Here is a 26,155-nt window from a genome sequence, read left to right on the forward strand (position 1 = left end):
GTGAGCATTAAGAAAGGGTTATCTTTAAAAACACAGCTTTATTTATTAATTGCTTGTTTAACTATTTTTACCTTTAGTGCATCTCTTTATAACAATATAACGAGTATGCAGACCTATCTCGAAGACCAACTTTCCTCACATGCACAAGACGCTGCACATAGTTTAGGCCTCTCTATTTCGCCTTATATGGATGAAGAGGAGTTAGTTATCGCAAAAACGATGACAAACGCACTATTTGATTCAGGTTATTATCAATCGATAGCATTTTATGATCTTAATGAAAAAATAATTTTTTCAAGAACTAACCCACACGGCACGCAACATATACCCAACTGGTTTATCAAGCTATTTTTATTATCACCACCAGTAATGACAAGCGAAGTCTCTAATGGCTGGGTTATAGCTGGAAAAATCAAGGTTCAATCTCACTCAGGTTCGGCCTACAACACCTTATGGAATCATAGTAAAAATATTTTATGGATAACCTGCATGCAATTATGTATCGCATTAATTGCAGGTTTCTTCATATTAAAAGCGGTTTTATATCCTTTAAAAGGAATTGAAAGACAAGCAAATGCTGTTGCAACAAAACAATTCGAAATTAATTCTGAAATTCCTTACACCACGGAATTAAGAGCTGTAGTCAATGCGCTTAATAAAATGGTCGAAAATATTCGCCAAACTTTTCAAGAACAAACACAATTGGCAGAATCGTTATCAAAACAAGTCTACTTAGATAGTCAGACTGATTTACCCAATCGCAGAGCATTGTTAAAAAGGTTTGACTCTTACATTGTCGAAGCGAATGAAACCGGTTCGGCTTTATACATGAACCTCATTTCAATGACATCATTGAAGCAAATCAATGATTCTGAAGGTTACAGCGCTGGAGACAATTATATTACAGAAGCGGCAAACCTATTTAAAAAACAAATAACGCCTTTCAATCAAATTACGATGTTCAGGGTGTCAGGCTCAGAATTTATTATTTTATCGCTAATGTCATCCAATGAAGCAGAACAACTAAACAGTTCATTAAATGAGTCAATCAGCCTTGCAAGTAATACACAATATCCTCAAGGGTTCGCTAAACATGTGTCTACGAAAGTAGACTTATCAGAGTCATTTACTTGTGCTGTTCAACGATGCGATACAGAGATTGCCACCCAGCAATATTATTTAAATACTCAAAACAATCAAATTACAGCATCTGATAGTCAAGGTCACTCAAGAATCAAATGGTTAGAAATTTTAAAGCAATTTATCGCTTATTCATCATCTAACAATACTCAACGAAATCTTGAGAATATGCACGAACTGGACAGTATTTTCGAACTAATGCTGCAACCGATTATTAATAACCAAAAAGATCTGATGTATGTTGAATCGTTTCTGCGATTTAAACTAGAAGATGAAGTTTTCTCCACTCCTGAAGTTTTCGCCATGGCAGAGCGATTACACTTATCTAGCGAGTTAGAGCAGGCTGTTGTGAGCTTTATTTTTCATAAATTATTAAAAGTTAAACAGGCTAAAATTGCCATTAACATTGGTAATAGCGCTATTCACGATGAATCATTCACCAATTGGTTATTTCAAATATACCAACAACATAAAGCACAGCTTCCTCAGTTAATTTTTGAAATTAATGAATCAGCAGCAATGGCATCTGTTGAGTCTACCAAGCAGTTTATCAGTCGAGCTAAACAAATGGGCATTGAAATAACCCTTGAACGATTTGGTGCCAACTTAAGCTCTTTTTCTTATATCAAAAACATGGATATTGACTATATCAAACTGGATGGCGGTTATATTAGAGATCTGGAAGAAGCTGACTCTCGTTTTTTTGTCCAAACCGTAACACAAATATGTCACGGTATTGGAATAAAAATAATTGCTCCCCACGTTGAAAATATAACCATTTCAACTCACTGTTTACAAATGAATATTGATGGTTTGCAAGGGAATGGGCTGTACCCTGTGAGTCATTATAATACTATCGTCTCTTCCAAAGAGGGCGAAATAGAGACTATACTTTTACTTAATAGATTTAATACTTCGACACAAATTAAGGAATAATGATGCGTAACTTAAAGCTAAGTTTATTACTTTTATCAGCAATGGTTTCCAGTAATGGAATAGCTGCAGTAACCGAAACCGAATTCGTAGCCGGTGTCACTCAAGCAAATGAACAAGGAGTATCACTTGCGGAGTATGCATTAGCACAATTTAACGCAACCCCTGAAGATGCTGGTGAAATTCTTGCTTTAGCGATACAAGCAACCGATGGCAATGAAGAAATGATAATTCAGGTTCTTGCCTCTGCGGCGGCTTCAGGTATGGACCCAGATGAAATACTGGCTATTGCGCTTGCGAATGGTGTCGACCCTTCTATCGTTGCCAAAGCGGTAGAAGAAACATTAACTGCCGGTGGTGGTTCATTTGGTTCAGCTCCAGCACCTGGTGCCATTGGTTCTGGTGGTGGTTCTGGCGGTGGTGCAGAAACCGTTTCTACCAACTAATTAACCTGAGCCTTAGTTAATATAAGCCGTGTTCAACCTAGGCCGCAGTTAACTTAAGCCAAATACACATAAGCCCGCTAATAGCGGGCTTATTTATTTCAATTACCTTTAATAAATGCTTGCTCGATATCAGCGATCAAATCTTCCACATTTTCTAGCCCCACAGAAATGCGTAATAAGTTATCAGTGATCCCAGCTTCTTCTTTGGCTTCAGGAGAGTATGCACTATGAGTCATTGATGCAGGGTGTTGCACTAATGATTCTGCATCCCCTAAGCTGACAGCTATTGTGAATAGAGATAAAGCGTTAACAAAATTAATCGCTGTCTTCATGTCACCGTTTAACTCGAATGCGATCACCCCGCCTGCACGTTTCATTTGTTTGCCAAGATACACATGTCCTTGATGTGATTTAAGCCCTGGATAAAATACTTGGCTAATTTGAGGATGATTCTCGAGAAAGTTAGCGATTATTTCAGCGCTATCACAATGTCGGGTCAATCTTACATCAAGGGTTTTTAAGCCCCTTAAAATGAGCCATGCATCGTGGGGAGACATAACACCACCAAAATCTTTCAAAATGTCGTGCTTTAGCCCATCAATATGTTCTTTACTACCACAAACAATGCCAGCAATAACATCCCCATGACCATTTAAATATTTGGTTGCGCTATGTACCACCATATCAATCCCCATGGATAATGGCTGCTGTAAAAGTGGTGTCATGAAAGTATTATCTACAATACTAACCAGTCCATTACGCGTAGCAATATCTGCGATAGCGCGTAAATCATAAACTTCTAAATGTGGGTTTACTGGTGTTTCACAAAACACCAGTTTTGTGTTTGGCTGCACTGCTGCTTCCACTGCCAATGTATCCGTAAAATCCACAAAGCTGACATCGATGCCAAATCGGGTTAATTGAGTGTTTAGTAATGCAAAGGTGCAGCCATATACAACATTTGATGCAACAAGATGATCGCCAGCTTTAAGATGTGTCATTAATGCAGCAGAAACAGCTGCCATACCAGATGCGCATGCGGCCGCGCTTTCTGCGCCTTCAAGTAAAGCCATTTTGCGTTCTAACTCATCGGTTGTCGGATTACCGAGTCGTGTATAAATATATCCAGGTTCTTCACCAGCAAAACGTGCTCCACCTTGCTGTGCATTGTCGAATACGAAAGTGGCGCTTTGATACAGTGGTGTCACTAACGCGCCAAACTGTTCTTTTTTATGCCCACCATGAATTGCTAACGTGGCTAAATCCCATTTTTTTTGCATCTTGCTCTCCCTGCCCGCTATTCATTAGAATATTATTTGTTTAAATTAGCGGTTAAGAATTTAAGATACATTGGTTGATAATTTAACCAATCCTTGGAGTTGTTTTTTCATTCAACAATATCGTAAATCATGTGTTACAGTCGCTCTCAAAGCCAATCAATCCAGTCTTTTCCAAACTTCAACCTCTGACAACACTCCAGCTTCAAAGCGCTCTGTATGCCACTCATTACCGACCAATTTATAAGAAAAGGTAAATGACTCCCCTTCTTTAACATTGAAAGAGTTTAACGATGGAAATTCGGTATAATGCTGCTGAGTCAGTTGATACTTACCTGTACCTGCAGCCCAAAACGTTTTCACGCCCGAAGAGGTTTGCATTGTGGTAAAGCTAAAATAATTCTGCGAAATCACTTTTATCGCGCTGAGGTTTAAGTCCTGATAATTGATCCACTTTCCTTTATCGTTGAGATACTTTCCAGAGCTCAGGGTCCAACTTCCAACCAATTGATTTTGGTTATTTACGCTTTCACTTTTAATGGCATCATCTGAATGCTCTTCAGCACGAATATGGGGACTGGCGACAATCATTGCCAAACTGAATATCAGTTTAATTATTAGTGTTAACCCGCGTTTAGCTGCCATTAATTTTTCCTTTCTAACTAATTCAAAGGCATCATGTTAACGTTTCGCCCGCTTAGGTATAGCCGACTTAAGTCTACTGGCATTATCCTAATGCTATAGAACTGATTAAGTGAATGGAATGACAGGCAGAAAGGATCTAAAGTTGATAATCTGCCACAATAAAATATTCGCCCTATAGCGATAGTCGATATGTTCAGAAATCATCGCTAAGCTCATAAATCATCACTAAGTTCATAAGCCATCACTGAGTTCATAAAACATTGAGAATGGAGTTCACAATGACAGAAAAAGAAAAGATGCTTGCAGGTCAGTCCTATGATGCTTGGGAACCTGAGTTACTTGAATTAAGAGCCAATGCAAAGAAGCTATGCCATCAATTTAATCAACTATGTCCATCAGAAATAGAACAGCGCACAAACGTATTAAAAGCATTGATATCACCTAAGGGAAAATGCCATATAGAAGCGAACTTCTTCTGTGATTACGGCATAAACATTGAAGTAGGCGATAATTTCTATGCAAACCACAACTTAGTCATCCTAGACGTATGTCAGGTCAAAATAGGTAACAATGTGATGTTTGGCCCCAATGTAATGTTATCTACAGCAACTCATCCTCTGGATGCCATTGCAAGGCGCATGACTGAATATGGAAAGCCGATAACGATTGGAGATGATGTGTGGTTAGGCGGCAATGTATCTATATTACCGGGTATAACCATTGGCGATAATGCCGTGATCGGCGCTGGAAGCGTCGTAACAAAAGATATTGCCGGCAATGGTGTTTTTGCCGGCAACCCTTGTAAATTTATTAAAGCGCTCACCTAAGAAAGTATTAATATTTTAGGTCAATTCGTCATTAAATCATTCTGCTCATTTTGATTTATAATGATTTTTTAAGTCGTTTCATCCCTTCATCAATATTAATTAAGGCTTGATAACCAAAATCTTGTTTCGCTGCACTAATATCAAAATAATGGCTAGTTGACAGTTGCCTTGCCACAAAACGCGTCATAATCGGTTCTTGTTGTTTGTTGAGCAAACCATAAACGGTTTCTAACACCACGCCAGCAGTATAAGCAACGCCTGCTGGCACTCGCTTTGAAACGGGGCCGATATCGACACAAGCAAGAATTTTGTTGAGCATTGAAGCCATTGTAATTGGCTCATCATTACTTAAAAAATAGGCCTTACCTGCGGCATTTGAAGCAGCATTTAAATCATTCGCGGCCAAAATGTGGGCATAAGCGGCGTTATCAACGTAAATGGTATCAACCAATTTATCCTGTTTACCGACTAGTTTAAGCTTACCCATTTGAGCTCGCGCGATGACACGTGGCACAAGATGAGGATCTTCTGGGCCCCATATCAAATGAGGTCTTAATGCTGTGGTCTTAAACTCAGTATTATTAGCGTCTAACACCATTTTTTCAGCTATGGCTTTTGAGTGACCGTAATAATTCAAATAGGATTTGGCATAAGGGGCTGATTCATCAATACCTGACTCATCTTCACCTGCAAAGGTCACACTTGGGGTGCTGGTATAAACTAAGCGTTTAATATTTAATGCCTTACAAGCGCGAATAATATTGGCAGTACCATTTACGTTTGGCTCAAAATAGCTGTCTCTGCTGCCCCAAACCCCAGCTTTTGAAGCAACATGAAATACTAAGTCGCAATCTTGCATTGCAGACAATACACTTTCATAGTCAGCTATATCCCCCTGAAACATAGTTACGCCCATGTCAGTTAACGCGGGATAATCACCGCGGGAAAAACCCACAACTTCGATTTGTGCGGCACGTAATCTTTTACAAATGGTTTTACCTAAAAAACCACCAGCACCGGTCACAAAAACCCGTTTAGCTGATGCTTTAAGCGCTGTTAACGCTTGTTGTTCTTGTACTAATAAGTCATCAAACATTAATGGGCTCTTTTGATTTTTATCTGAAGATAAAGACGGTTGATTAACAGTCACAAGTTATTCCTTCCATTGCTTTTGTGCCCAGACACTGAGCTTTTCACGGAATATTTTTGCGTTATGACGCACATCAACCGGAAAGTCAGGATGAATAAGGAAGCGATGAATTCCTGTTGTATGAGGGTATTTTTCAGCGATATCAAGCAACTCTTGATAGAGTAGTTTACTGGTTGAGCAGACAATCCCTTTATCAAGTTCAACACATAATAACGGCACAGTGGCGCCATTAACTTCAATAGCAACCAGTGCAGAGCGTTTGACTTGTTGATGAGTGTTAAACACTCGCTCACAAGGAATCGAAAAATAACGTTTATTGCTATCTACCCGATGGGCTTTACGGCCACACATCCATAAATGACCTGCATCATCAAGATAACCCACGTCACCCATTCGGTGACGAACAATATCGCCATCGGCAATTTTAGCCGAAGCTGTTGCTGCGTCTCGCTGGTAATAACTCTCACTGACCATTGGGCCTTTTACGACAATCTCACCGATTTCACCACTGTTCAGGGGTAATGATTCATCCCACTGACTGATCACATCTTCGGTAATATCGATAATGGCAATATCAACACCATCTATTGGCTTGCCAACACAAATCCCTTTACCGTTATCAGTGGACTCAGTGGTATCAAATAACGCTGAGCTCGGCATCATACTGATAGGTAAAGACTCAGTCGCGCCATAAGAGTTTAACACTTCAACGCCTTCAGATAACATCTGACTGAATCGTTTAATGGATGAAATTGTCGCTGGTGCGCCGGCTGAAATAACTCGCTTAACACTCGGTAACTTATGCTCTTTTTGCTCCCCCGCTTGACCTAATCGTTCTAGTAAAGCTGGGTTAACAAACATATTTGAGCATTGATACTTTTCAATCGCAGCAAAAAGATAATCAGGGTTAGCCGTTATCGGTTTACTGGCATCCATGGCAGGTACAATAGACGCCATACCAAGTGCTGGCCCAAATAACGAAAATAATGGGAAGGTCGCTAAATCTCGCTCGCCAGGTTTAATGCCATAATCATGCTTTAATGCCTGAATTTGCGCCTCAAACATTGCATGGCTGTACACCACACCTTTAGGCGTACCAGTGCTGCCACTGGTGAACAATATTGCCGCCATTTGACTGTTATCAAGAAGCTGTATTGGATATGGCGTATTAAGCACGGCTTTAGGCAAGCTATCAATATTTTTTGCCCCCGCCAACCAGCGCTCTAGTCCACTGCCACCAACATTCAAACAATGCTTTACAGAAGACTTACCCCAACCTAATACCCTACGGGCAATATTCGCTTTCGAAATACCAATAAAAACGTCGGGCTTGGCTTCTTCAAAGCATTGCTTTAAGTTCTTAACCCCCATTCCAGGGTCCACCAAAATCGGAATAATCCCTGCTTTAAATAGCGCAAAAGTGAGCACAAAAAAATCGATACTCGGTGTCACCATCAATACCGCTTTCATCCCCGTTTGAATCCCAGCAGCATTTAGCCGATAGGCCATATCGTCAGAGTCAGCATCTAAGGCTTTAAAGTCAATTTCTTGATATGAAAGTGAACCGGATTGAGCCGTTTGTACAGCAACAGCAAGTTCAGTGGGAATGTGTTTCGCAGCATGAGATAAATGCTGGCAGATATTGGCTGTATTTATAGTCATAAGCTCACTGTCATGAATACGATTTAAGGTTCTCTTTTATAACATTATCATTGTTAACTGATTCATTGCTTAAGTATCACTGTATTAAGAGTAATGACTTTCGAAGTTCAGCTAACGCTATAAAGTAAAAAGGCATCATTACGATGCCCTTACTTTATTCACTCTAACAAGTTAAGCCTTTGGCTGCTCAGCCATAAAGTGCTGAATAAGCCCAATCACATCTTCAGTCGCATCTTCCAGAATATAATGACCACAGTCATCAAACTCTCGCACCTGCGCATGAGGCATATGTTGACGCCACTTGTCTAAAAAGTGCTTATCAAAAACAAAATCCTGAAGTCCCCAACAAATTAAGGTCGGTACATCAGAAAACTTAGTTAAGCTGTCACTGATGTCAGACACTAACTGGTAATTACGGTCTTCAGGCTTTAATGGAATATCCTGTACAAAACGTAATGTTGAAATACGGTTTTTCCAGTTATTGAACGGCGCAACATAGGCTTCACGCACTTCTTTTGACATCGGTTTACGCTTAACACCCACATAAGAGGCAATGGATGAAAAAGCATTAAAGCCTCTTACCAAAAATGTACCTAATATCGTTTCACGGCAAACCCATAATGCCCAAGGAAAAGGCTTGGTTTCAGGTAAATGAAACGCTGCAGTATTTAAAAAGACTAAACGTTTAATTCTTTCAGGGTAACGAGCTGCGTAACCCATACCGATCATGCCACCCCAATCGTGCACGACTAGGGTAATGTTTTCTTTCACATCAAGACTATCAAGCAAGGCTTCTAGATCATCAATACGATTTTTTAAGGTGTAATCGTATTGTGGATCGTCAGGCTTATCTGATAAACCACAACCAATGTGATCAGGTACAATACACTGATGGGTTGGGCTTAATGCCGTTACTAAGTTACGGTAGTAATAACTCCAACTAGGATTACCATGAACCATAACAACTGGCTCACCTTGACCTTCGTTGACGTAATGTAATTTATTACCATTTCGGTCTAAATAATGGCTGTCAAAAGGCAACAGATTTTCTAACATGATGCTTCCTAATAATTCTTATAATACTGTTAAATAACCAGTTAGATGACTACCACTTGATGCCAAGCATCATACAGTTCAATCCACTGCCTATTCCTAGAAAACTCACTTGATCGCCGAGTTTCAAGAACCCTTGATCATGGGCAATCGCTGCGGTCACAGGTAAAGACACTGTGCCCATATTGCCGAGTGTTTCATAGGTAGGAAATTCTTTTTCATGAGAAATGTTGAGTGCATTTAAAACTTGCTTGCGATTAGATGCGCCAACCTGGTGACAAATCACTTTATCAACTTGCTCTACAACCCAATCACGTTGAGTCAAGAAGTGCTCCCAAGTATGCTTAGCTAAATCAACACCCTCTTTGAGTAGTGTAACGGCATCAGTGCGCATAAACTCACGATACAGCTTCTGGCTCGTTTCCTGAAGGCCCCATTGACATAACTCATGGTGCTCAGGAGCAGATAAATGACTCGCACCTAACAGTTGATGCTGACGGGTATTTTTAAGCGGTAAGCTGCCATCGGTTAAAATAACCGCAACAGCACCGGAGCCACCAGTTAGCGTCGCCAATGACTGAGCAAAGTTTTGCATCGTCGGCTCATTCAACATATTGTCGATAGTGACTTCAACGATATCGCGGGCAGATTCACACGAAACCACCATGCCAGCTTTGATTTGTCCTAACTCAATGCGGTTAGCAATATCTAAAATGCCTGATAGCACGCCAAGACATGCGTTACTGATATCGTAAATCGCAGTATCTTTAGAAACACCTAGTTCAGCCGCAACACGACAAGCCGTAGCAGGTTCATGTTGGTCGCGACAGACACCGGTGTAAACCACAGCACCTAAATCACTCACACTGATACCTGTTTCATCTACAGCTTTACGCGCTGCACATAATGCGCCGTCAGATAATCGATAGCCTTTTGGCCACCAACGACGTTCTTTGATACCAGTTAATGCAGCTAATTGCCCCATTGGAATACGAAACTTTTGATAAAGCGGCGCAAGACGAGATTCTAGGTCTAGGCTAGACACCACTTGGGGTGCTAACTCATAAGCCATACTATTAATAAAAACGCGGGAATATTTCATGAAACCGTATCAATCGCTCACTTTAAGGTCGCTTACAGCAACCATATTTATTGGTATTTGTTATTAACCCGCCATTTGAGCAAGAAAAACCCAAATATTCAATATAAAACCACTTTTAGTCGTAGATAAATCTACCTACGCCACAGTTTATGGCAGTTAATTTTGTGATGGCATGAGTTTGTTTAAGTCTTAAGCTAGCAATTTAAAACTATATAACAGCAAGTTAGCTAACTATTTGAACAAACAAAAAATCAATTATCGTTTTTTAGCCTGAATAAGGCTATTTCTTGGGGTAATACTGTTCGAACAAAATTCAAGCACATCCACTTGGTAGTTATGTTGTTCTAAAAAACACATTCTATCTAAAATTAACCACTGTTCTAAAACGCGCCTAAACAGATGTGCGACCAGATCAATTCTCTGTGTCAGTCTTTGTCTTTGCTTACCGATTTCTAAATAGTGTTCAATATCTGCAACCGCGGTTATATCGACCTGTTTTTGTACAGCTGCCCAATGACAGAAGTCCACAAAACGACCTGAAAGCTGACTACGTTTAATGCTTGGGATAGGTAAGTAGCATTTATTACCTGATGCGGCTCTTTGCAGGCTATCAAAGCCCAAACGCCAAGCAACTTCTTGATGCCTTAACGTTAACAGCCTTTCATTGGCGATAACGCTTTGCTGCAGAGGCAACTGCAAATCATGGCGAGAAAGCGTAAAACCCGCTTGTTTAGCCACATCAGAAAGCGGCTGATATTGCTGCGCTTCAATTAAATGATAACAACAAGGTGAAAATGAAATGGCTTGTGTAGATGACTGAACGGCCAAATCAATTAACCTCACATGTAAATCACCGCATGCATGCAGTGCAATGGCATGTTGCTCAGCCTTTAAAGGATTCTCAGATAACTTAAATACATCGGTGCAACGAAACTGCTGTTGTAATTGCCAATGTTGAGCAAACTCATGACCTTGATCGCACAAGTTTTGTTGCCATTCTAAACTGGTCACCGGCAAGTTACGGCTTTTGGCGAGATATCGCCCTAAATGTCCTTTACCTGCACACCACTCTACAATCGGTAGGCGATCATTTGGAACATGTGCTGCAAACTGAGTGATCTGTTGCCATTTACGGCCTTTAATATGGGCACTAAAATGACTCAGCTCTGTTTCAGTAAGTTGTAAGTCAATCGGCTGATGGCTCGATGTCTCGCTTTGATTAGTATTATCGATACAACTAGCCGTAATGCCTTCAGTCAACAACGCGGCAAGCTCTTGTTCACTCCATTTTAAACAAGAGTTTGACGATAAATCTTCTATTAAACTCGGCAGTAAATAATTAACTAAGTTTTGTTGCTCAAGATCTAGTGTCTCAATATCAGCGTCATCTATTTGCCATACCGTTTTTGCTAACTTCGGAAACGCTTGTTGCCAAGGCAAAACCTCGCATTCAAACGCTTTTACTTGCCACAGAGCCTTGAGTGACGATAAACATTCACTGATCTGCGCAAGCTTAAGCGTGTTAGCTGAACAAATAGACAATACTGAACCCTTTTATGCTTGTTTTTTAACAGCCATTCGTTTGCCTAACCAGACACCGAATCCTAATGGCGCAAAAAATACCGCGATTAAGAACAAAATGAAATACAAAATCAAACTTTTAAGAGTTTCAGTGATTTGCTTAAACACTTGCTCAACTGTTTTCTGGGTCAAGTCATCAATATCTTGCACTGCAGCAATCCGTTCTCTGGTGACCATTTCGACTAAAGCTTCACGCTCATTAGTCAGTAGCAGAGTTAAGGTTTCACGCTCTTTACTGAGTTGCTGTATTTTATCATCGGTTAACTCACTTAACTCTGCCAGTAAAGGGCTAAGTTCAGTGCGCATATCCGTCGCCAACATGGTCATCATCTCAGGCGTTTGCTCCATTAACGCTTGAAATTTAACAGTAGTCTCACTGATATTTTTAAGGGCTTGTTCTACATCTGCTGCATTTACATCAGCATGCAAAGCATACAGCTCCGCTTTCCAGCCTAGAATTTTAGGCATTTGCTGAGTCGTCATGGCCATTCTATCGGACATATCACTCATCACTTCAGGCATCGAACCAAAAGTGGTTATGGCTTCAAATTCAGAAATATTGCTATAAGTTAACCAATCTTGAAAAGCAGAAGAACGGCTAAAACTGATATCTTTAATTGGATTATCAGCAACATATTGTTTTACAAATGCTTGATGCTTTCTAAAACTGCTTGGATCAACAAAGCCTTTTACGGTTTTAGCAAATTTAGTCGACAGCATCTGGCTAGCTTCAATGGCGATTGATTGTTGCTGTCCAAATACATCGCTACCTGCGCCGTCAGAAAAGTATTGATTCATCTGCTCGGTAAACACCCATGTATCTACCATTGCGGCAACTGGAGATGCTTGAAAAATAGCACGCTGAAGGTTTTGCTCAGAGTAAATTTTCCACATCAAAGTATTTGATTTTATAGCAACATCGTCAGTGCCATTAGCAATCAAATCGGCACTCGCCTCTACCTGAGTATAGAAACTATAACTAAACTCTCGGCTAAACATTCTCATGTTAATTTGCTCTTTAGGAAGCGGCTCTACGCCACTCTCAAGCTTAACTTCAAGTAATGAACAACCTGTCATTAACACTAAGCTTAAACTCATCAACAACATAAAAGAGCCACGTTTTACTGCTGAACATAGCGATGATTTCATGGTATTCTCCACACCAATTCTTAGCAATTTAGTTATTCCAAGCTAACAATAATTAGTCTAATGCGTTTACATCAAACACAATAATTAGACAAGCGAGCATTAAAAGTAACTAACTGATATATAATATATTTAATTTCACACGAGACTAATTTTTATGACGTTTAGTGTCTAGTGTTATTCATAAATATATCAGCGTAATTGCGCCTTTAACTGTTAATTATAGGATGTTTATATGCACTCACCATGTGTTGCCAAGTGCGGGCTGAACGATGATGATTTTTGTATGGGGTGTTTTAGACACATCAATGAAATTGTTGGCTGGGGACAAGCCAGTGAAGAGAAAAAACAAGCGGTATGGCAACAACTACCACAGCGAAAAGAGCAAATGAAAGGTGGTAATAATAGCCAGATCATTAGCCGTGATAAGTGGATAAAAGCCCAGACGGAAATTGAACAAGCTTAAAGATAGGATAACGAACAGATTTAAATAGTGAACGGTTAGATTAATAAAAAGTTTAGCTCATTATTGTCATGTTTACCTTTTACTCATAACTAAACATTAGATATGTAAAAAGAGCATGAATCAACATTAATTGCTCATGCTCTTTTAAATGACTATTTATTTTTTAACTGTTCTAAGTTATTAAATAACGTATAGAAAAAACCAATTGAGCGACCGTATTCTTTAACTAAAATTCGCTCATTAACGCCATGAAAGCCTTTAAACTCTTCAGTATTTTCTAATTGAATCGCTGTCATAGTATATACATCAGGTGCAAAGCTTCTGGCTTGAAAATGTTTAGAATCAGATCCACCGACCACAAAAAATGGTGACACGATTAAGTCATTCCCCCAAGTTTGGCGAATGGTTTTTTCCAGCATTTTGTAACCAGGGCCACCTGCATTGGCAACATTGGTTGCAGGTGTTGACGCTGAAATATCTTTAATTTCAATGCGCTCGTCTGCTATTGCTTTTTTCACATGAGCAATAATAACTTCTGGAGTATCACCTGGCATTGGTCTGAAATTGACTATAGCTGCAGCTGTTGGTGGCAATACATTATCCTTAATCCCTGCATTAAACATAGTAACTGCAATGGTGGTGTGGATCATGGCTCGTGTCAGTTCATTCTTTGACATTAGGTCAATGAACTCTTGCTCCAACGGGGTAACTTCGCCATCTTTACCAAATGCTACAGCCGAGTATAAAGGCTGATTCGCTTTATCTAATTCAGGTCCCATGTAGCGGTACTGAGCCCGCACAGCAGGGTGAATTCGGTAAGGGAATTGGGCTTTCTCTAATTTGGTTATCGCTTCAGCGACAATACCAATATTTGACTCCTCTGGTGGCATTGATGAATGTCCACCAATACCATTAATCGACAATTCTAGACTTATGAAGCCTTTCTGGGCAATTCCAATAAGTGCGGTATTTTCTTTAATCCCAGGGAAAATACCCGGTGTAATTGGTGCCGATTCATCCATTACGAATGCAAATCTTTCAATACCACGTTTTTCTAAAACATCGGCAATGTACCTAGCACCTTCAGGCCCGCCTACTTCTTCATCTTGTCCAAATACAAAATATAACGTGCGTGATGGCTGCCAACCTTCTGTTATCTTCATTTCAGCCGCTTCTAAAATGGCATGGATCTGGTTTTTATCATCTAATGATCCCCTTCCCCAAATGTAGCCATCTTTAATGGTGCCGGCAAAAGGATCGGCTTTCCATTGATCTCTTGAATCGGCAGGTACAGGTACTACATCTTGATGAGCATAAAAAAGTGCCGGTTGTAATGTTGGGTCTGTGCCTTCCCATGTATAGAGCAAACTGTAAGGTCGAGGATCTCCTAACACTTCCTTTTTCAATTTGGCATGTACCTTAGGATAACTTTTCTCGAGGTACGCGTGATAATCGGTAAAAGCTTTGGCATCAAAATCGTTTCGATCTTGATTAGAAATGGTTTTAAAGGTGACCGCCTTTGATAAACGTTTTGCAGCGCCATCGAGGTCGACTTTGACCTCAACTTTTTCAACATTTTTCATCTGCATTGATGAAAATTCTTGTTCGCTAGCTGCGCACACTGAAACTCCGGCGCTCAAGGCGATTGCTGAAATAAGCCCAGTAAAAATTTTAGTATAACTAAACATGCATATTCCCTTATAAGTTGAGTAGTAAGTCCATATTTATCTGATCAGTTTGCGATGTCCAAATATATTGCTTTCAACAATTATCGCGATAGCCAGTGAAACCATAATGACGCACTAGACGCTACAAATATAGTCAAAATTTAACCATAAGTCTGAGATTTACTTATCAAGCGGGCTGTCGGTTAAATCCTTTTCAAATAATCACCATTAACATGGTTAAGCCACGATTATGATGCAATAACTGAGTTAATCCAATTCAACCATTTATTCGTTAATTCAATACCTTGGATGAATATGAACACAAATCAGGTTCGCAATAAAATGCAAAAAAAAAAGCCCATATAAATATGAGCTTTTTGTTTAGATATGAGCAAACAATACTACTTTTTCATCATTGCTTTTAAATCAGCAAACGGATTATATGTCGCCGCTTCTTGTTTAACTTCGGTAGTGCTGCCGTAACGGATCAACTCTTCAAAACGAGAATGTTCATTATCGTGGCAATACAAACACAATAACTCCCAATTAGAACCATCTGATGGATTGTTATCATGGTTATGATCCACATGATGCACTGTCAGCTCTGATAAATTTTTATGGGTGAACTCTCGGGTACAACGGCCACACACCCAAGGATATAGTTTTAACGCTTGCTCGCGATATCCCTTTTCACGGCTGGCTTTATACTCTCTTGCTTCCGCTAATACTTTATCTAATTTACTTTGTGTGCCCGACATCGACTTTCCAACTTTGGTTGATGAAACATTGATTGATGAAACATGGATTGATGAAACATGGATTGATGAAACAACATTGATTAGTTCTAAAACATTACCCCAAGAATAATCTCAGTTAACACTCGGGGCAATGTTTTCTATCACAAACTGAATTTAATGATGACTGACAAACAAAATGGCCAACATTTTCTTTCAAGCTGAACGAGATTGAGTTAATAAAAATAAAATGACACTTATTAGTGCGGTTTATTTTTGAAACCGGTTATTGCATATTTGACGACATTTTCTTGTTCAAAAAACACAGCCACCCACACTGGATAAAAGCCTATAGAGGCTCATTAACATTAATGACAAAGGGTAATACTTTAATCATTAATGCTATAAATTATGAATATTGTCACAAGCTGATGATGACAAAAGATAAGTGGTTATTGCGGTTTATCTGCAGGGGCATCTTGTTCAGCGTTAGCCGTTTTAATGGCTTTTTTGTCATTCACAGCCGTTATCGATTTAGCGGAAATCCCTGCTGTTAAATTAAAACGCATCGCATCTTCAAAAGACCAATCCACTTCAATTAAATCTTCACGTTTTACTAAACTAGTGACACCGGCCATTTGGTAACTTAACTGGAATAAAACCGGCACCCATTCCCCTTCAGGTAGCGCATCAGTCAATGGTTTTGGCGCTGTTTGATTCATAATAAAGCCAACGACATAGCCACCATTTGCTTGTTTAATTAATACCGTCTTTTGGTTTTTCGGTTTTCCGTCGCGTTTCATCAAACCTGCAATATCTCGGATACTGCCATATACAGATTTAAACAAAGGAAACTTCATTAACTGCTGTTCAAGCCAGCCGTAAAGCCAAGCGAATGGGCTAAAAGAAAACAGCAGACCTGAAATAAACACTAACACCGCAACTAAGATAAACCCCGCACCGACAAAAGTGTTATCAAGCTCAACAATATCCAGTAGTAAATGGCCTAATCCATCTAACGAAATGAATAGCGACCAAAATAGCCAAAGGCTTAACACCATAGGAAGTAAATTGGTCAAGCCACGGGACAGGGTATTTTTCATTTAGCTCACGGAAAAGAAGAATCAAGACGAAAATGTTAACACAGTTTGCTCATTAGTCACTTCGCATATACCCCATGACTAATTAAGCAAACATGACATTGTGATCACTGTCACGCACAGAACCTACTAAGCGGCTGAACTGCTAAGCCAATAAGCAACGTCATTTTGTCTTTGGCGTGGATAGTGATTGCCATTGGTGACGTCCTAGCTCTAATACGACACCAACTGCTAAACCTGCTGCTGTATTAATCGCAAGGCAAGCTAACGCAGTGGTAAAAATTACGAATATACAAAATGGTTTGCCATCAATGAATCGTTTAGACCAGGCTAATTGGGTGCCAGCAATTGCAAGTAAGCTACCAAGCACAGCAAGTGGGATTAACGAAAGAACAGTGGCAATCCCCTGCCCCCAAAAAATAGCTATCAGCACACAAGTGGCGCCAAATATTGCTGGTGCTAACCAGGTACGCGCACCAAAATGATACTGCACAGCTAACCCGCCAGCGCCATGGCACATTGCTGCACCGCCAAATGGCGCCATTAATAAATTGGTCCAACCCGAGCTTTTTGCAAAAGCTTGTGGGGTAAACTTATCGCTATCTTCAGGAAATTTATCTTTTGCCATTGCAGAAATCGCAATCACCGCATTAGTTAAGGTGAGTGCTAATTGCGGCAAGACCAATAGTACAGCTGCCGAGCTCCATTCATAGCTCTCTGGCCAGCTAAAATGCCAAGGCGCTGCCTGTGCGAAATTAAAACTAGGGGCACTTTGACTCAGATACTGCCAAACTATGCCAAAAAAGATAACCAAGGGCATGACAATGTATTGCATTGGCATAAATCGACTTAAAAATAATGCCGCGAAAGCAAGTAAGCCTACGCCCCAAGTTTCACTCATCATAAAGCCACCCATCCACATTAACTGAATGCCAATAGCTAATTGGATGCCAATACTAATCGCGGGTGATAGTTGCTTTGCCATCCATTGAATGATGCCACTGTATGCCAATATCAGTAATATGACGCCCATTAACATTGCCGAAGCTTGTAACATCCCAGGCGTCAGGCCTTCAGCAATGACCAGCGCACTGATGACTTTCATCGGCTGAGTTGGAATGGGCCTTCGATAATAAAATGCGGTAAAAAGCGCAAAAAAGCCAAAGCCAAGAAATATGCCTTGGGGTGAGAATTGATTCAGCGCAATCAGGCCTAATACAAGTGGAAGGAAGGTACCTAAGTCAGCGAATGCACCGCTTAACTCTCCTGAAAGTTTGTTGACGTTATTTAAGCTATGGGTCTTACATCTCATATATCTTGCCGCAGGGATTGGATATATAAAGATAGCAATTTAAATGCCAATTATTTCTGTGATCGAATTCAAAAAATATCGTGATGTTAGTGACTTACAAAAAATAGTGCGACAAAGTGACTCAATTTTAATATTCAGACAAGGTCATTTTGTCCAACTCTAACTGTATTTTATTTTGCTTTGGGTATGTGCTTATTGCTTAAGATCTCTTATTTAAGGTTTACTGCAAATGTTTATTGCTGCTGTTTAGGGTTATTGATTAGGGCTTGTGTTTAGGGCTGTTGCTTAGTGCTTTTGTTTAGGCTTAGCCAACAAAAAAGCCCCTAATTTTCATTAAGGGCTTTGAGATGCAAACCAATCAGTTTACATGTTTAAATCTTTTTCCATGTCTTCATAAGAAGTATGGCGAACATCCTTACCTTTCACGAAGAAGATAATGTACTCACAGATATTCTTACAGCGGTCACCGACACGTTCAACCGCACGAGCAGCCCAAAGTACGTCTAATACCGCTGGAATAGAGCGAGGATCTTCCATCATGTAAGTCATGAGCTGACGGATAATGCCTTCATATTCTTTGTCTAGCTTAGCATCTTCTTTGTGCAGCTCAAGTGCATTGTCAGCATCCATACGCGCTAGCGCATCAAGTGTTGCATGGAGTGTGCGCGTTGCATGACGCCCCATGTTTTCAATGCTCACAAGTAATGGCTGTTGATTATTTAAACGCTTATCTAAAGCAGCCTTTGCAATACGTACACAAGCATCGCCAATACGTTCTAGATCAGTAATGGTTTTGCCAATCGTAATAATTAAACGTAAATCACTGGCAGCAGGTTGGCGCTTAGCAATAATACGGGTACATTCTTCATCAATAGATACTTCCATGCCATTGACTCTGTGATCGCCGTCAATCACCTTTTGCGCAAGCTCTGCGTCAAGTGATGCAAGTGCATCAAGTGACTCTTCAAGCTGACGCTCAACTAAACCGCCCATAGCTAAAACACGGTTACGGATATCTTCTAATTCAGCATTAAACTGACCAGAAATATGCTTATTTAAACTTTTGTTTTCCATTACTGTATCAACCTTTATTCTTTAAAATATTGACCGAAGTCTCGGCTATTAATGCCTGTACTAGTTAGCCGTAACGACCCGTAATGTAATCTTCTGTCTTACGTTTTTTGGGCGTCGTAAAGATAGTATTGGTATCAGCGTACTCAATTAACTCGCCCATGTACATGAAGGCAGTTTGATCAGATACACGCGCAGCTTGTTGCATGTTGTGCGTAACGATAACCACTGTGTACTTTGATTTTAGCTCAGTAATTAGCTCTTCAATCGTTAATGTTGAAATTGGATCCAATGCTGATGTTGGTTCATCAAGTAACAAAACTTCTGGTTCAATAGCAATTGCACGGGCAATCACTAGACGTTGTTGCTGACCACCAGATAAACCAAATGCGTTATCATGTAAACGGTCTTTCACTTCATCCCAAATTGCCGCGCCGCGCAGTGAACGTTCAGCTGCTTCGTCAAGTTCACGACGATTACTTACACCTTGTAAACGTAGCCCGTAAACCACATTTTCATAAATTGACTTAGGAAACGGGTTAGGACGCTGGAACACCATACCAACATTACGACGAAGCGCAGCAACGTCGACTTGCTTGTCATAAATATTTTGACCGTGAAGTAAAATCTCACCACTTGTATGACAGGTTTCAACTAAGTCATTCATACGGTTAATACAACGTAATAATGTTGACTTACCACAACCACTTGGGCCAATAAATGCTGTCACTTGGTTTTTCGGGATTTTCATGCTCACATCGAATAGAGCTTGTTTATCACCATAACGTAAATCTAAGTTACGAATTTCTAGCGCAGTATCCTGTGCAGGTAGGTTAGCTAAATCGACAACTTCAGATTTAATAGCGCTTTGATCAATAGAAATCATTTTTCTTTTTTCCTCAGGATATCGCTAATTAATGTTCTAGCGAACGGAATTTTTCACGTAAGTGATTACGCACACTAATAGCTGTTAAGTTAAGTGTCACAATCACAGATACTAATAAGAATGAAGTAGCGTAAACCAGTGGTCTAGCCGCTTCTACGTTAGGACTTTGGAAGCCAACGTCGTAAATATGGAAACCTAAATGCATAAACTTACGTTCTAAATGGATAAACGGGAAGTTCATATCTATCGGTAACGTCGGTGCAAGTTTTACCACACCCACTAACATCAATGGCGCGACTTCACCCGCTGCGCGAGCTACAGCCAAAATAAGGCCTGTCATAATCGCAGGACTTGCCATTGGAATAATAATGCGCCATAAGGTTTCAAACTTTGTCGCACCTAACGCTAAACTGCCTTGACGTACTGCACTTGGGATACGGCTTAAGCCTTCCTCAGTCGATACAATCACAACTGGCAATGTCAAAATAGCTAAGGTCAGTGCAGACCAAATCACACCTGGCGAACCAAATGTCGGTGCAGGTAATGCTTCAGGATAAAATAGCTGATCTAACGAGCCACCAAGCATATAAACAAAGAAGCCTAAACCAAACACACCGTATACGATAGATGGCACACCCGCTAAGTTAATCACCGCAATACGGATCATCTTAGTAATTGGGCCTTTTTTAGCATATTCATGTAAGTAAATCGCGGCAATCACACCAAATGGCGTCACAATCACAGCCATCAGCATCACCATGAACACGGTACCAAAGATAGCTGGGAATACCCCACCTTCAGTATTCGCTTCACGTGGGTCGTGGCTAACAAAGCGACCTATTCCCACAAACCAATGAACCACTTTATCAAAGCTGTTCATGCGGTTGACATAACTCACATCTAAGACTGAATCTAACTTTAAGGTAACTTCTTCACCGCGCATATCACGGATAATGACAGAATCTCTTGCTGCTTCATCACGCAATGCAAACAAGTCTTTTTCCATCACTAAGTAGTCTTGGTTTAACTGCTCAGCTTGTGCGTCTAAATCTGCTTTTAGTTCAGGGGTTAACTTGCCATCTAACTCTAATCCACGCTCTTTTAAGCGAAGACGCTCTAGCGCATAGTTAACTGAACCAATTTCAGACTTTTGTAGTTTAAGCGCTTGCTCACCGATATCAACAGAACGTTCAATATGTTCTTCTAATGACGTTTCGATTTGCTCGCCATCAAGCGATAAACGTTGGCCATCTTCGATAACAGCAACAGGGTAACCATAAAAATTACCATTTTTAGTTCGCTCAAACATCGCTATATCTTCAGGCTTTTCACGACTAACAATGTCAGTTGCTAAAATCCAGCGGAAATCTAAGCCTACAAACTCACGGTTACCTGTTTTCACAAGGTAGCGAGTGACAAACTCACCCGGATGTTCATTAAACTTGTGACCCGCTGAGATTAAGCGTTCAGTGGGCACTTCTTCACGGTCGTAGATCTCGCCTATTAGCGTTGATTTAACTCCATTGTTATCTTCAAGTTGCCATTGATAAATGTCAGCAGGCCAGAAGTAACTTAAGCCACGCCAAGCAATCAACAACAACAAACCCAGTACTGCAATCAAACTGATACTTACTGCACCACCAGTCATCCATATCCATGGAGATCCTGATTTAACCCACTTACCCATTGCTCGAACCTCTCAAAGCGATTGGCGAAATATTAACTATTGTTTTCATCTTCATTCCTTAAAGTGAGCTGTAACGTTCACGTAGACGTTGACGTACCACTTCTGCAATGGTGTTAAAGACAAAGGTAAATACAAACAAAACGAATGCTGCAAGGAACAATACGCGGTAATGCGAACTACCAATGGCTGATTCAGGCATTTCGACAGCAATGTTCGCGGCTAAGGTACGCATACCCTCAAACACACTCCACTCAAGGATTGCTGTATTACCCGTTGCCATTAATACAATCATGGTTTCACCTACTGCTCGCCCTAACCCCATCATCACTGCAGAGAAAATACCTGGGCTTGCTGTTAATAAAACCACCCGTGTTAATGTCTGCCAGTTCGTTGCACCTAGTGCTAATGAACCATTTGATAGATGACGTGGCACTGAGAAAATCGCATCTTCAGCAATCGAGAAAATCGTTGGAATCACCGCAAAGCCCATCGCAATACCGACAACAAACGCGTTACGTTGGTCGAAAGTAATCCCTAGCTCATTAGTAATAAATTGACGGGTGTTACCATCAAAGAAGGCGATTTCAATCACTGGGCTGATTTCAAATGAGAACCAACCTACAAACAAAATCACTGGGATCAACATGATCTCTTGATATGTTTCAGGTAAGCGCTGCTTCCATTTAGCTGGTAACTTGCTCCAAGTAAATGCGCTGACCAAGATACTGGTTGGCAGTAATGTCAGTAACACTAATATTCCAGGTAAATGGTCTTCGATTAATGGGGCTAACCATAAACCCGCTAAGAAACCTAAAATTACTGTTGGCAATGCTTCCATAATTTCAATGGTAGGCTTAACAACACTACGCACTTTCGGTGCCATAAAGTAAGCCGTGTAAATCGCACCTGCGATAGCAATTGGCACAGCAAATAACATGGCATAAAAAGCCGCTTTCATGGTGCCGAATGCTAAAGGCATTAAGCTTAGTTTTGCTTCAAAATCATCAGAACCAGATGTTGACTGCCAAACGTACTGTGGCTCAGGGTAACCTTCATACCAAACTTTCTGCCACAATGCGCTCCATGACACTTCAGGATGGTCATTGTCGACAGCAAAAATATTCAGGCTGTTATTCGCTTCAACGATTAATGCATTTGAGCGAGGGCTGAAGGCCATTTCACCGGGTTGCGCAATATTGAATGTTTCAGTAAATAAGTTACGTTGACTGGTGGTATACAGTAGCGATAATTCGCCCTCGGCACTGACAACAGCAAAACTCTTACGATAAAATTCTGTGGCAATGGTTTGCACAGGCGAGTCAATTTCGAAGTCGCGAATTTTCTGGTACAAACGACCGTTGCGGCTACTTACCTGAAAATACTGGCTAATTGTGCCATCTTCATAATTAACTAATACCGAGCTCGCACCCGCTAATAAACTGACGTTAGATACCTTATTGCTGCCATCTTTTACATCAATCACTTGCAGCAAACTTGGCGTATCAGTATCGCGGATGCTGTAGATAAATATTTTACCTGACGTCGGTAAGATCAATTGGCGATGGTCTGGCGTCATTAATGCAGTGAAAGCCTCTTTTGGTGCATCTTCAATCACCGCTAAATCTGAATACCATTCAATTTCTTCGGTCATCATGTTTTCTTCGCCCTCAAGGCGATTCAATTTCCATGCACCGTCATTATCTTGATACGCAAAGCCAATACGACTATCGATATAATCAAACACCAAATTGTTCAATGGTTGACCTTCGTCGACCATTATCGGTGTTTCACCAAGTGGATAACGTAAACGAGGCGTAATTGTGCGGACGTTGTCTGGATAAGTCACACCAAAATCAACACCTACAACCAATGCTTCCCCTGAGCTTAACCCCAGTGCAAAACGTTGTTCATTCGGTTTTGCTTTAGTACTACTTACCACGGTTGCACCCGCCGGTAGAGGAGGATTAAAACTTTGGATTAGTTGTTTACTTGCAACTGAATAAAAATCAACTTGTCCATCAATTGTCACGCGATAAGCGATTTCATTCTGCTCATCACTACCGACCATTAATGTTGCTACATCCGTATTTTGATAGCTAATGGTTGAAACAGGCTCAACATCTGCACCATCAAAAATAGGTTTAATAACATACAATAAGTAAAAGAAAATCAACAACAAAGCGACAAAAACCATGGTACCACCCACAGTTACTCCGACTTCAGCTGCCTTATCCGTAAATGCTCTTCGATTCGTACGTCTGCTGACAAGCAAACTTTTCGTCTCAGAACCAGGCTGACTTACCTGACTTTCCATTCAGAACCTCTATAATTAATCGTCAGCGAAATTTCGCTATGATTGTTTAATCCGCTGTGTTACTAAATAAATAGCTGTTTTATTTACCTAAACTGACTGTTTTTCATTCCCAAGCGAATCGCTGGTTTAAAAAGTTGCAGTTTAGCGAGCTTATATGACATTTTTTGGATGCCAATTTTAATTGGCTGAATTATATGACGTAAATATGACAGTAGTGTTACAGCAGATTTATTTGTTAATAATTTGGGAGTTTCAATTATGTTGCGTTATCTCGTCACCTTGCAAGCCCCTGATAGAAAAGGACTAGTTGAGCAAATAGCAAATGTTATAAGTCGTCACAATGGTAATTGGCTTGATTCAGAAATGCGTCATATAGATGGTATCTTTGCCGCTATATTACAGTTAGAAGTTTCTGCATTAAAATGGGACGCCTTGCTAGAAGCATTAGAGTGTATTGACGGACTTAATTGCACTTATTGTAAAACAGGCCATATAGCACAGCCAATCAAACGCTTAAGCTTTAATCTAGTTGCTTATGATCGCGAAGGCTTAGTACTTGAAATATCTAATAAAATAAACGCTCTTGGTATTAACATTGAGCAATTTAGTAGCCAACAGGAAACAGCAAGCCACAGCGGTATTGCCCTCTTCAGAGCAACGATGGGCCTAGGCTTATCTGATCCTAGCCAAGAAGAGCAGTTAACAGAATCACTTTATGAACTCGGTGATGATGTTGTATTAGATAAACTGAGCAAAACTGCATAAAGCTTGCATTATCTGATGCGCAAACACGACTAATATTCTGCTCAGCCATTCATCATCAAGCTATATCACCAGCGTATTGGCCAATGCATTCGCTGGTGTTATAAGCATGATTCCAACCGCTTTACCCTCTACTCACTTCTATACAACCTCGTCTATAGACAAACTTAAAGTTTCATATAAGTGTCATAAACATCAACTGCACTTAACGGCTTATTCAATCTAAAAAACCGTTTAAATATCCCTACAAGCATCTGTTAGACTAAGCTCAAATGATAAAAACAATGAGTAAATGATGTTAGGAACGCTATCAAAAATGCGCACTCAGCTTGATGAGCAGAATGAAGTGCAATACCAACTGCCTGTGGGCGATGAAACCATTGACCTTAACCCTTTGATTGGTCAATCACTGACACTAACTCACACGGGCAATATCTTCTGTTGTAGTTGCGGTAAAAAAACCAAAAAAAGTTATTCTCAAGGCCATTGCTACGTTTGCATGTCTAAGCTTGCCAGCTGTGATTTATGCATCATGAAGCCTGAAACTTGCCACTTTGATAAGGGGACTTGCCGCGAACCTGAGTGGGCGCAAACTCACTGTTTTGTTCCTCATTATGTTTACCTATCAAATACCTCAGGGATCAAGGTTGGCATCACCCGCTACACTCAAATTCCAACGCGTTGGATTGATCAAGGCGCAACCCAGGGCTTACCTATCTTTAAAGTTTCCACTCGCCAACTCTCTGGTTTAGTGGAAGTTGAGTTAGCTAAACTGATCAACGATAAAACGAATTGGCAAGCCATGCTCAAAGGCAATAATGAGGATGTGGATCTCATCGAGATGGCGAATCAATTAATCCCAGTTATTGAAGAGCGCTTATTAGAAATTAAGCAACAGAACCCAGATTTTGTCATTGAACGTTTGGATAACTCAATTCAAGGAATTAAATTCCCAATCACTGAGTTCCCTAAAAAAGTGAAATCACATAACTTTGATAAAACACCAGAAGTCACTGGTATTTTGCAAGGAATTAAAGGCCAATACCTGATCTTTGATACTGGTGTCATTAACATTCGCAAGTTTGGTTCTTATGAAGTGGATGTTACTGTCTAGCACAAGTCAGTAGATGCTAAAAAGGCCGTTGATAACAATCAACGGCCTTTTTATTTTGTTGCATGAAACCAGATGATTTA

At 40.3% G+C, this 26,155-nt stretch carries 22 protein-coding genes; 6 read left to right on the plus strand and 16 right to left on the minus strand.

The features are described from left to right. Both BCU84_RS05355 and BCU84_RS05360 read left to right on the plus strand, forming a co-directional pair. Nucleotides 1–2,076, plus strand: coding sequence for an EAL domain-containing protein (locus BCU84_RS05355; protein ID WP_102527068.1), 2,076 nt, complete (start codon nucleotides 1–3; stop codon nucleotides 2,074–2,076). 2 nt (nucleotides 2,077–2,078) lie between these two features. After that, a complete protein-coding gene (locus BCU84_RS05360; protein WP_102527069.1) occupies nucleotides 2,079–2,519 on the plus strand; it encodes a hypothetical protein in 441 nt (146 codons plus the stop codon). A gap of 98 nt (nucleotides 2,520–2,617) precedes the next feature. Here BCU84_RS05360 and megL read toward each other — a convergent pair whose 3' ends face one another. Both megL and BCU84_RS05370 read right to left on the minus strand, forming a co-directional pair. Beyond that, the gene (megL, locus tag BCU84_RS05365) at nucleotides 2,618–3,799 is read right to left on the minus strand and encodes a methionine gamma-lyase (protein WP_102527070.1); all 1,182 of its coding nucleotides are present in this window, start codon (nucleotides 3,797–3,799) and stop codon (nucleotides 2,618–2,620) included. A gap of 156 nt (nucleotides 3,800–3,955) precedes the next feature. Then, nucleotides 3,956–4,441 carry a hypothetical protein gene (locus tag BCU84_RS05370; RefSeq protein ID WP_102527071.1) on the minus strand — a complete coding sequence of 162 codons (486 nt, stop codon included), beginning with the start codon at nucleotides 4,439–4,441 and terminating at the stop codon, nucleotides 3,956–3,958. A 278-nt stretch (nucleotides 4,442–4,719) separates the two neighbouring features. Here BCU84_RS05370 and BCU84_RS05375 point away from each other — a divergent pair, with 278 nt between their 5' ends. Beyond that, a complete protein-coding gene (locus tag BCU84_RS05375; protein ID WP_102527072.1) occupies nucleotides 4,720–5,268 on the plus strand; it encodes a sugar O-acetyltransferase in 549 nt (182 codons plus the stop codon). A 55-nt stretch (nucleotides 5,269–5,323) separates the two neighbouring features. Here the strand turns inward: BCU84_RS05375 and oleD are convergent, their stop codons facing one another. The 6 genes from oleD to BCU84_RS05405 form a co-directional block, all read right to left on the minus strand. Continuing rightward, entirely contained in the window at nucleotides 5,324–6,364 is a 1,041-nt protein-coding gene (gene oleD, locus BCU84_RS05380; protein WP_102527177.1) for a 2-alkyl-3-oxoalkanoate reductase, read from the minus strand. Nucleotides 6,365–6,421: 57 nt separating this feature from the next. Continuing rightward, nucleotides 6,422–8,080 (minus strand): olefin beta-lactone synthetase, encoded by a 1,659-nt coding sequence (gene oleC, locus BCU84_RS05385; RefSeq protein ID WP_102527073.1) that lies wholly within the window; start codon nucleotides 8,078–8,080, stop codon nucleotides 6,422–6,424. 171 nt (nucleotides 8,081–8,251) lie between these two features. Beyond that, on the minus strand, nucleotides 8,252–9,136 hold the full coding sequence (locus BCU84_RS05390; protein ID WP_102527074.1) for an alpha/beta fold hydrolase: 885 nt from the start codon (nucleotides 9,134–9,136) through the stop codon (nucleotides 8,252–8,254). Between the two features lie 49 nt (nucleotides 9,137–9,185). After that, nucleotides 9,186–10,235 (minus strand): 3-oxoacyl-ACP synthase III, encoded by a 1,050-nt coding sequence (locus BCU84_RS05395; RefSeq protein ID WP_102527075.1) that lies wholly within the window; start codon nucleotides 10,233–10,235, stop codon nucleotides 9,186–9,188. 255 nt (nucleotides 10,236–10,490) lie between these two features. Next, nucleotides 10,491–11,777 (minus strand): methyltransferase, encoded by a 1,287-nt coding sequence (locus BCU84_RS05400; RefSeq protein WP_102527076.1) that lies wholly within the window; start codon nucleotides 11,775–11,777, stop codon nucleotides 10,491–10,493. Between the two features lie 12 nt (nucleotides 11,778–11,789). After that, on the minus strand, nucleotides 11,790–12,965 hold the full coding sequence (locus BCU84_RS05405) for a chemotaxis protein (protein ID WP_102527077.1): 1,176 nt from the start codon (nucleotides 12,963–12,965) through the stop codon (nucleotides 11,790–11,792). Nucleotides 12,966–13,197: 232 nt separating this feature from the next. Between BCU84_RS05405 and BCU84_RS05410 the strand changes: the two genes are divergently transcribed. Next, nucleotides 13,198–13,428 carry a DUF1289 domain-containing protein gene (locus BCU84_RS05410; protein WP_102527078.1) on the plus strand — a complete coding sequence of 77 codons (231 nt, stop codon included), beginning with the start codon at nucleotides 13,198–13,200 and terminating at the stop codon, nucleotides 13,426–13,428. Nucleotides 13,429–13,580: 152 nt separating this feature from the next. Here BCU84_RS05410 and BCU84_RS05415 read toward each other — a convergent pair whose 3' ends face one another. The 8 genes from BCU84_RS05415 to BCU84_RS05450 form a co-directional block, all read right to left on the minus strand. Then, nucleotides 13,581–15,116, minus strand: coding sequence for a M20 family peptidase (locus BCU84_RS05415; protein ID WP_102527079.1), 1,536 nt, complete (start codon nucleotides 15,114–15,116; stop codon nucleotides 13,581–13,583). 380 nt (nucleotides 15,117–15,496) lie between these two features. After that, nucleotides 15,497–15,853, minus strand: a complete 357-nt coding sequence (locus tag BCU84_RS05420; protein ID WP_102527080.1) for a YajD family HNH nuclease — start codon at nucleotides 15,851–15,853, stop codon at nucleotides 15,497–15,499. Nucleotides 15,854–16,281: 428 nt separating this feature from the next. Continuing rightward, nucleotides 16,282–16,932 (minus strand): DUF502 domain-containing protein, encoded by a 651-nt coding sequence (locus BCU84_RS05425; RefSeq protein ID WP_102527081.1) that lies wholly within the window; start codon nucleotides 16,930–16,932, stop codon nucleotides 16,282–16,284. A gap of 160 nt (nucleotides 16,933–17,092) precedes the next feature. Continuing rightward, nucleotides 17,093–18,241: a putative sulfate/molybdate transporter gene (locus BCU84_RS05430; RefSeq protein ID WP_102527082.1), complete on the minus strand. Its 1,149-nt coding sequence runs from the start codon at nucleotides 18,239–18,241 to the stop codon at nucleotides 17,093–17,095. A 363-nt stretch (nucleotides 18,242–18,604) separates the two neighbouring features. Further along, nucleotides 18,605–19,315 (minus strand): phosphate signaling complex protein PhoU, encoded by a 711-nt coding sequence (gene phoU, locus BCU84_RS05435; protein ID WP_102527083.1) that lies wholly within the window; start codon nucleotides 19,313–19,315, stop codon nucleotides 18,605–18,607. Between the two features lie 64 nt (nucleotides 19,316–19,379). Further along, nucleotides 19,380–20,198 (minus strand): phosphate ABC transporter ATP-binding protein PstB, encoded by an 819-nt coding sequence (pstB, locus tag BCU84_RS05440; RefSeq protein WP_102527084.1) that lies wholly within the window; start codon nucleotides 20,196–20,198, stop codon nucleotides 19,380–19,382. Between the two features lie 28 nt (nucleotides 20,199–20,226). After that, nucleotides 20,227–21,885, minus strand: a complete 1,659-nt coding sequence (gene pstA, locus BCU84_RS05445; RefSeq protein WP_102527085.1) for a phosphate ABC transporter permease PstA — start codon at nucleotides 21,883–21,885, stop codon at nucleotides 20,227–20,229. A gap of 58 nt (nucleotides 21,886–21,943) precedes the next feature. Continuing rightward, nucleotides 21,944–24,199: an ABC transporter permease subunit gene (locus BCU84_RS05450; protein WP_102527086.1), complete on the minus strand. Its 2,256-nt coding sequence runs from the start codon at nucleotides 24,197–24,199 to the stop codon at nucleotides 21,944–21,946. Nucleotides 24,200–24,457: 258 nt separating this feature from the next. On the opposite strand from BCU84_RS05450, the gene BCU84_RS05455 reads away from it, so the two are divergent. Beyond that, nucleotides 24,458–24,964 (plus strand): ACT domain-containing protein, encoded by a 507-nt coding sequence (locus tag BCU84_RS05455; RefSeq protein ID WP_102527087.1) that lies wholly within the window; start codon nucleotides 24,458–24,460, stop codon nucleotides 24,962–24,964. A 292-nt stretch (nucleotides 24,965–25,256) separates the two neighbouring features. Then, complete coding sequence (locus BCU84_RS05460) at nucleotides 25,257–26,075, plus strand: DUF2797 domain-containing protein (RefSeq protein ID WP_102527088.1); 819 nt, start codon at nucleotides 25,257–25,259, stop codon at nucleotides 26,073–26,075. Nucleotides 26,076–26,155: the final 80 nt, after the last annotated feature.

The sequence above is a fragment of the Shewanella sp. 10N.286.51.B7 genome, assembly GCF_002873615.1.
Taxonomy (GTDB): Bacteria; Pseudomonadota; Gammaproteobacteria; order Enterobacterales; family Shewanellaceae; genus Shewanella; species Shewanella electrodiphila.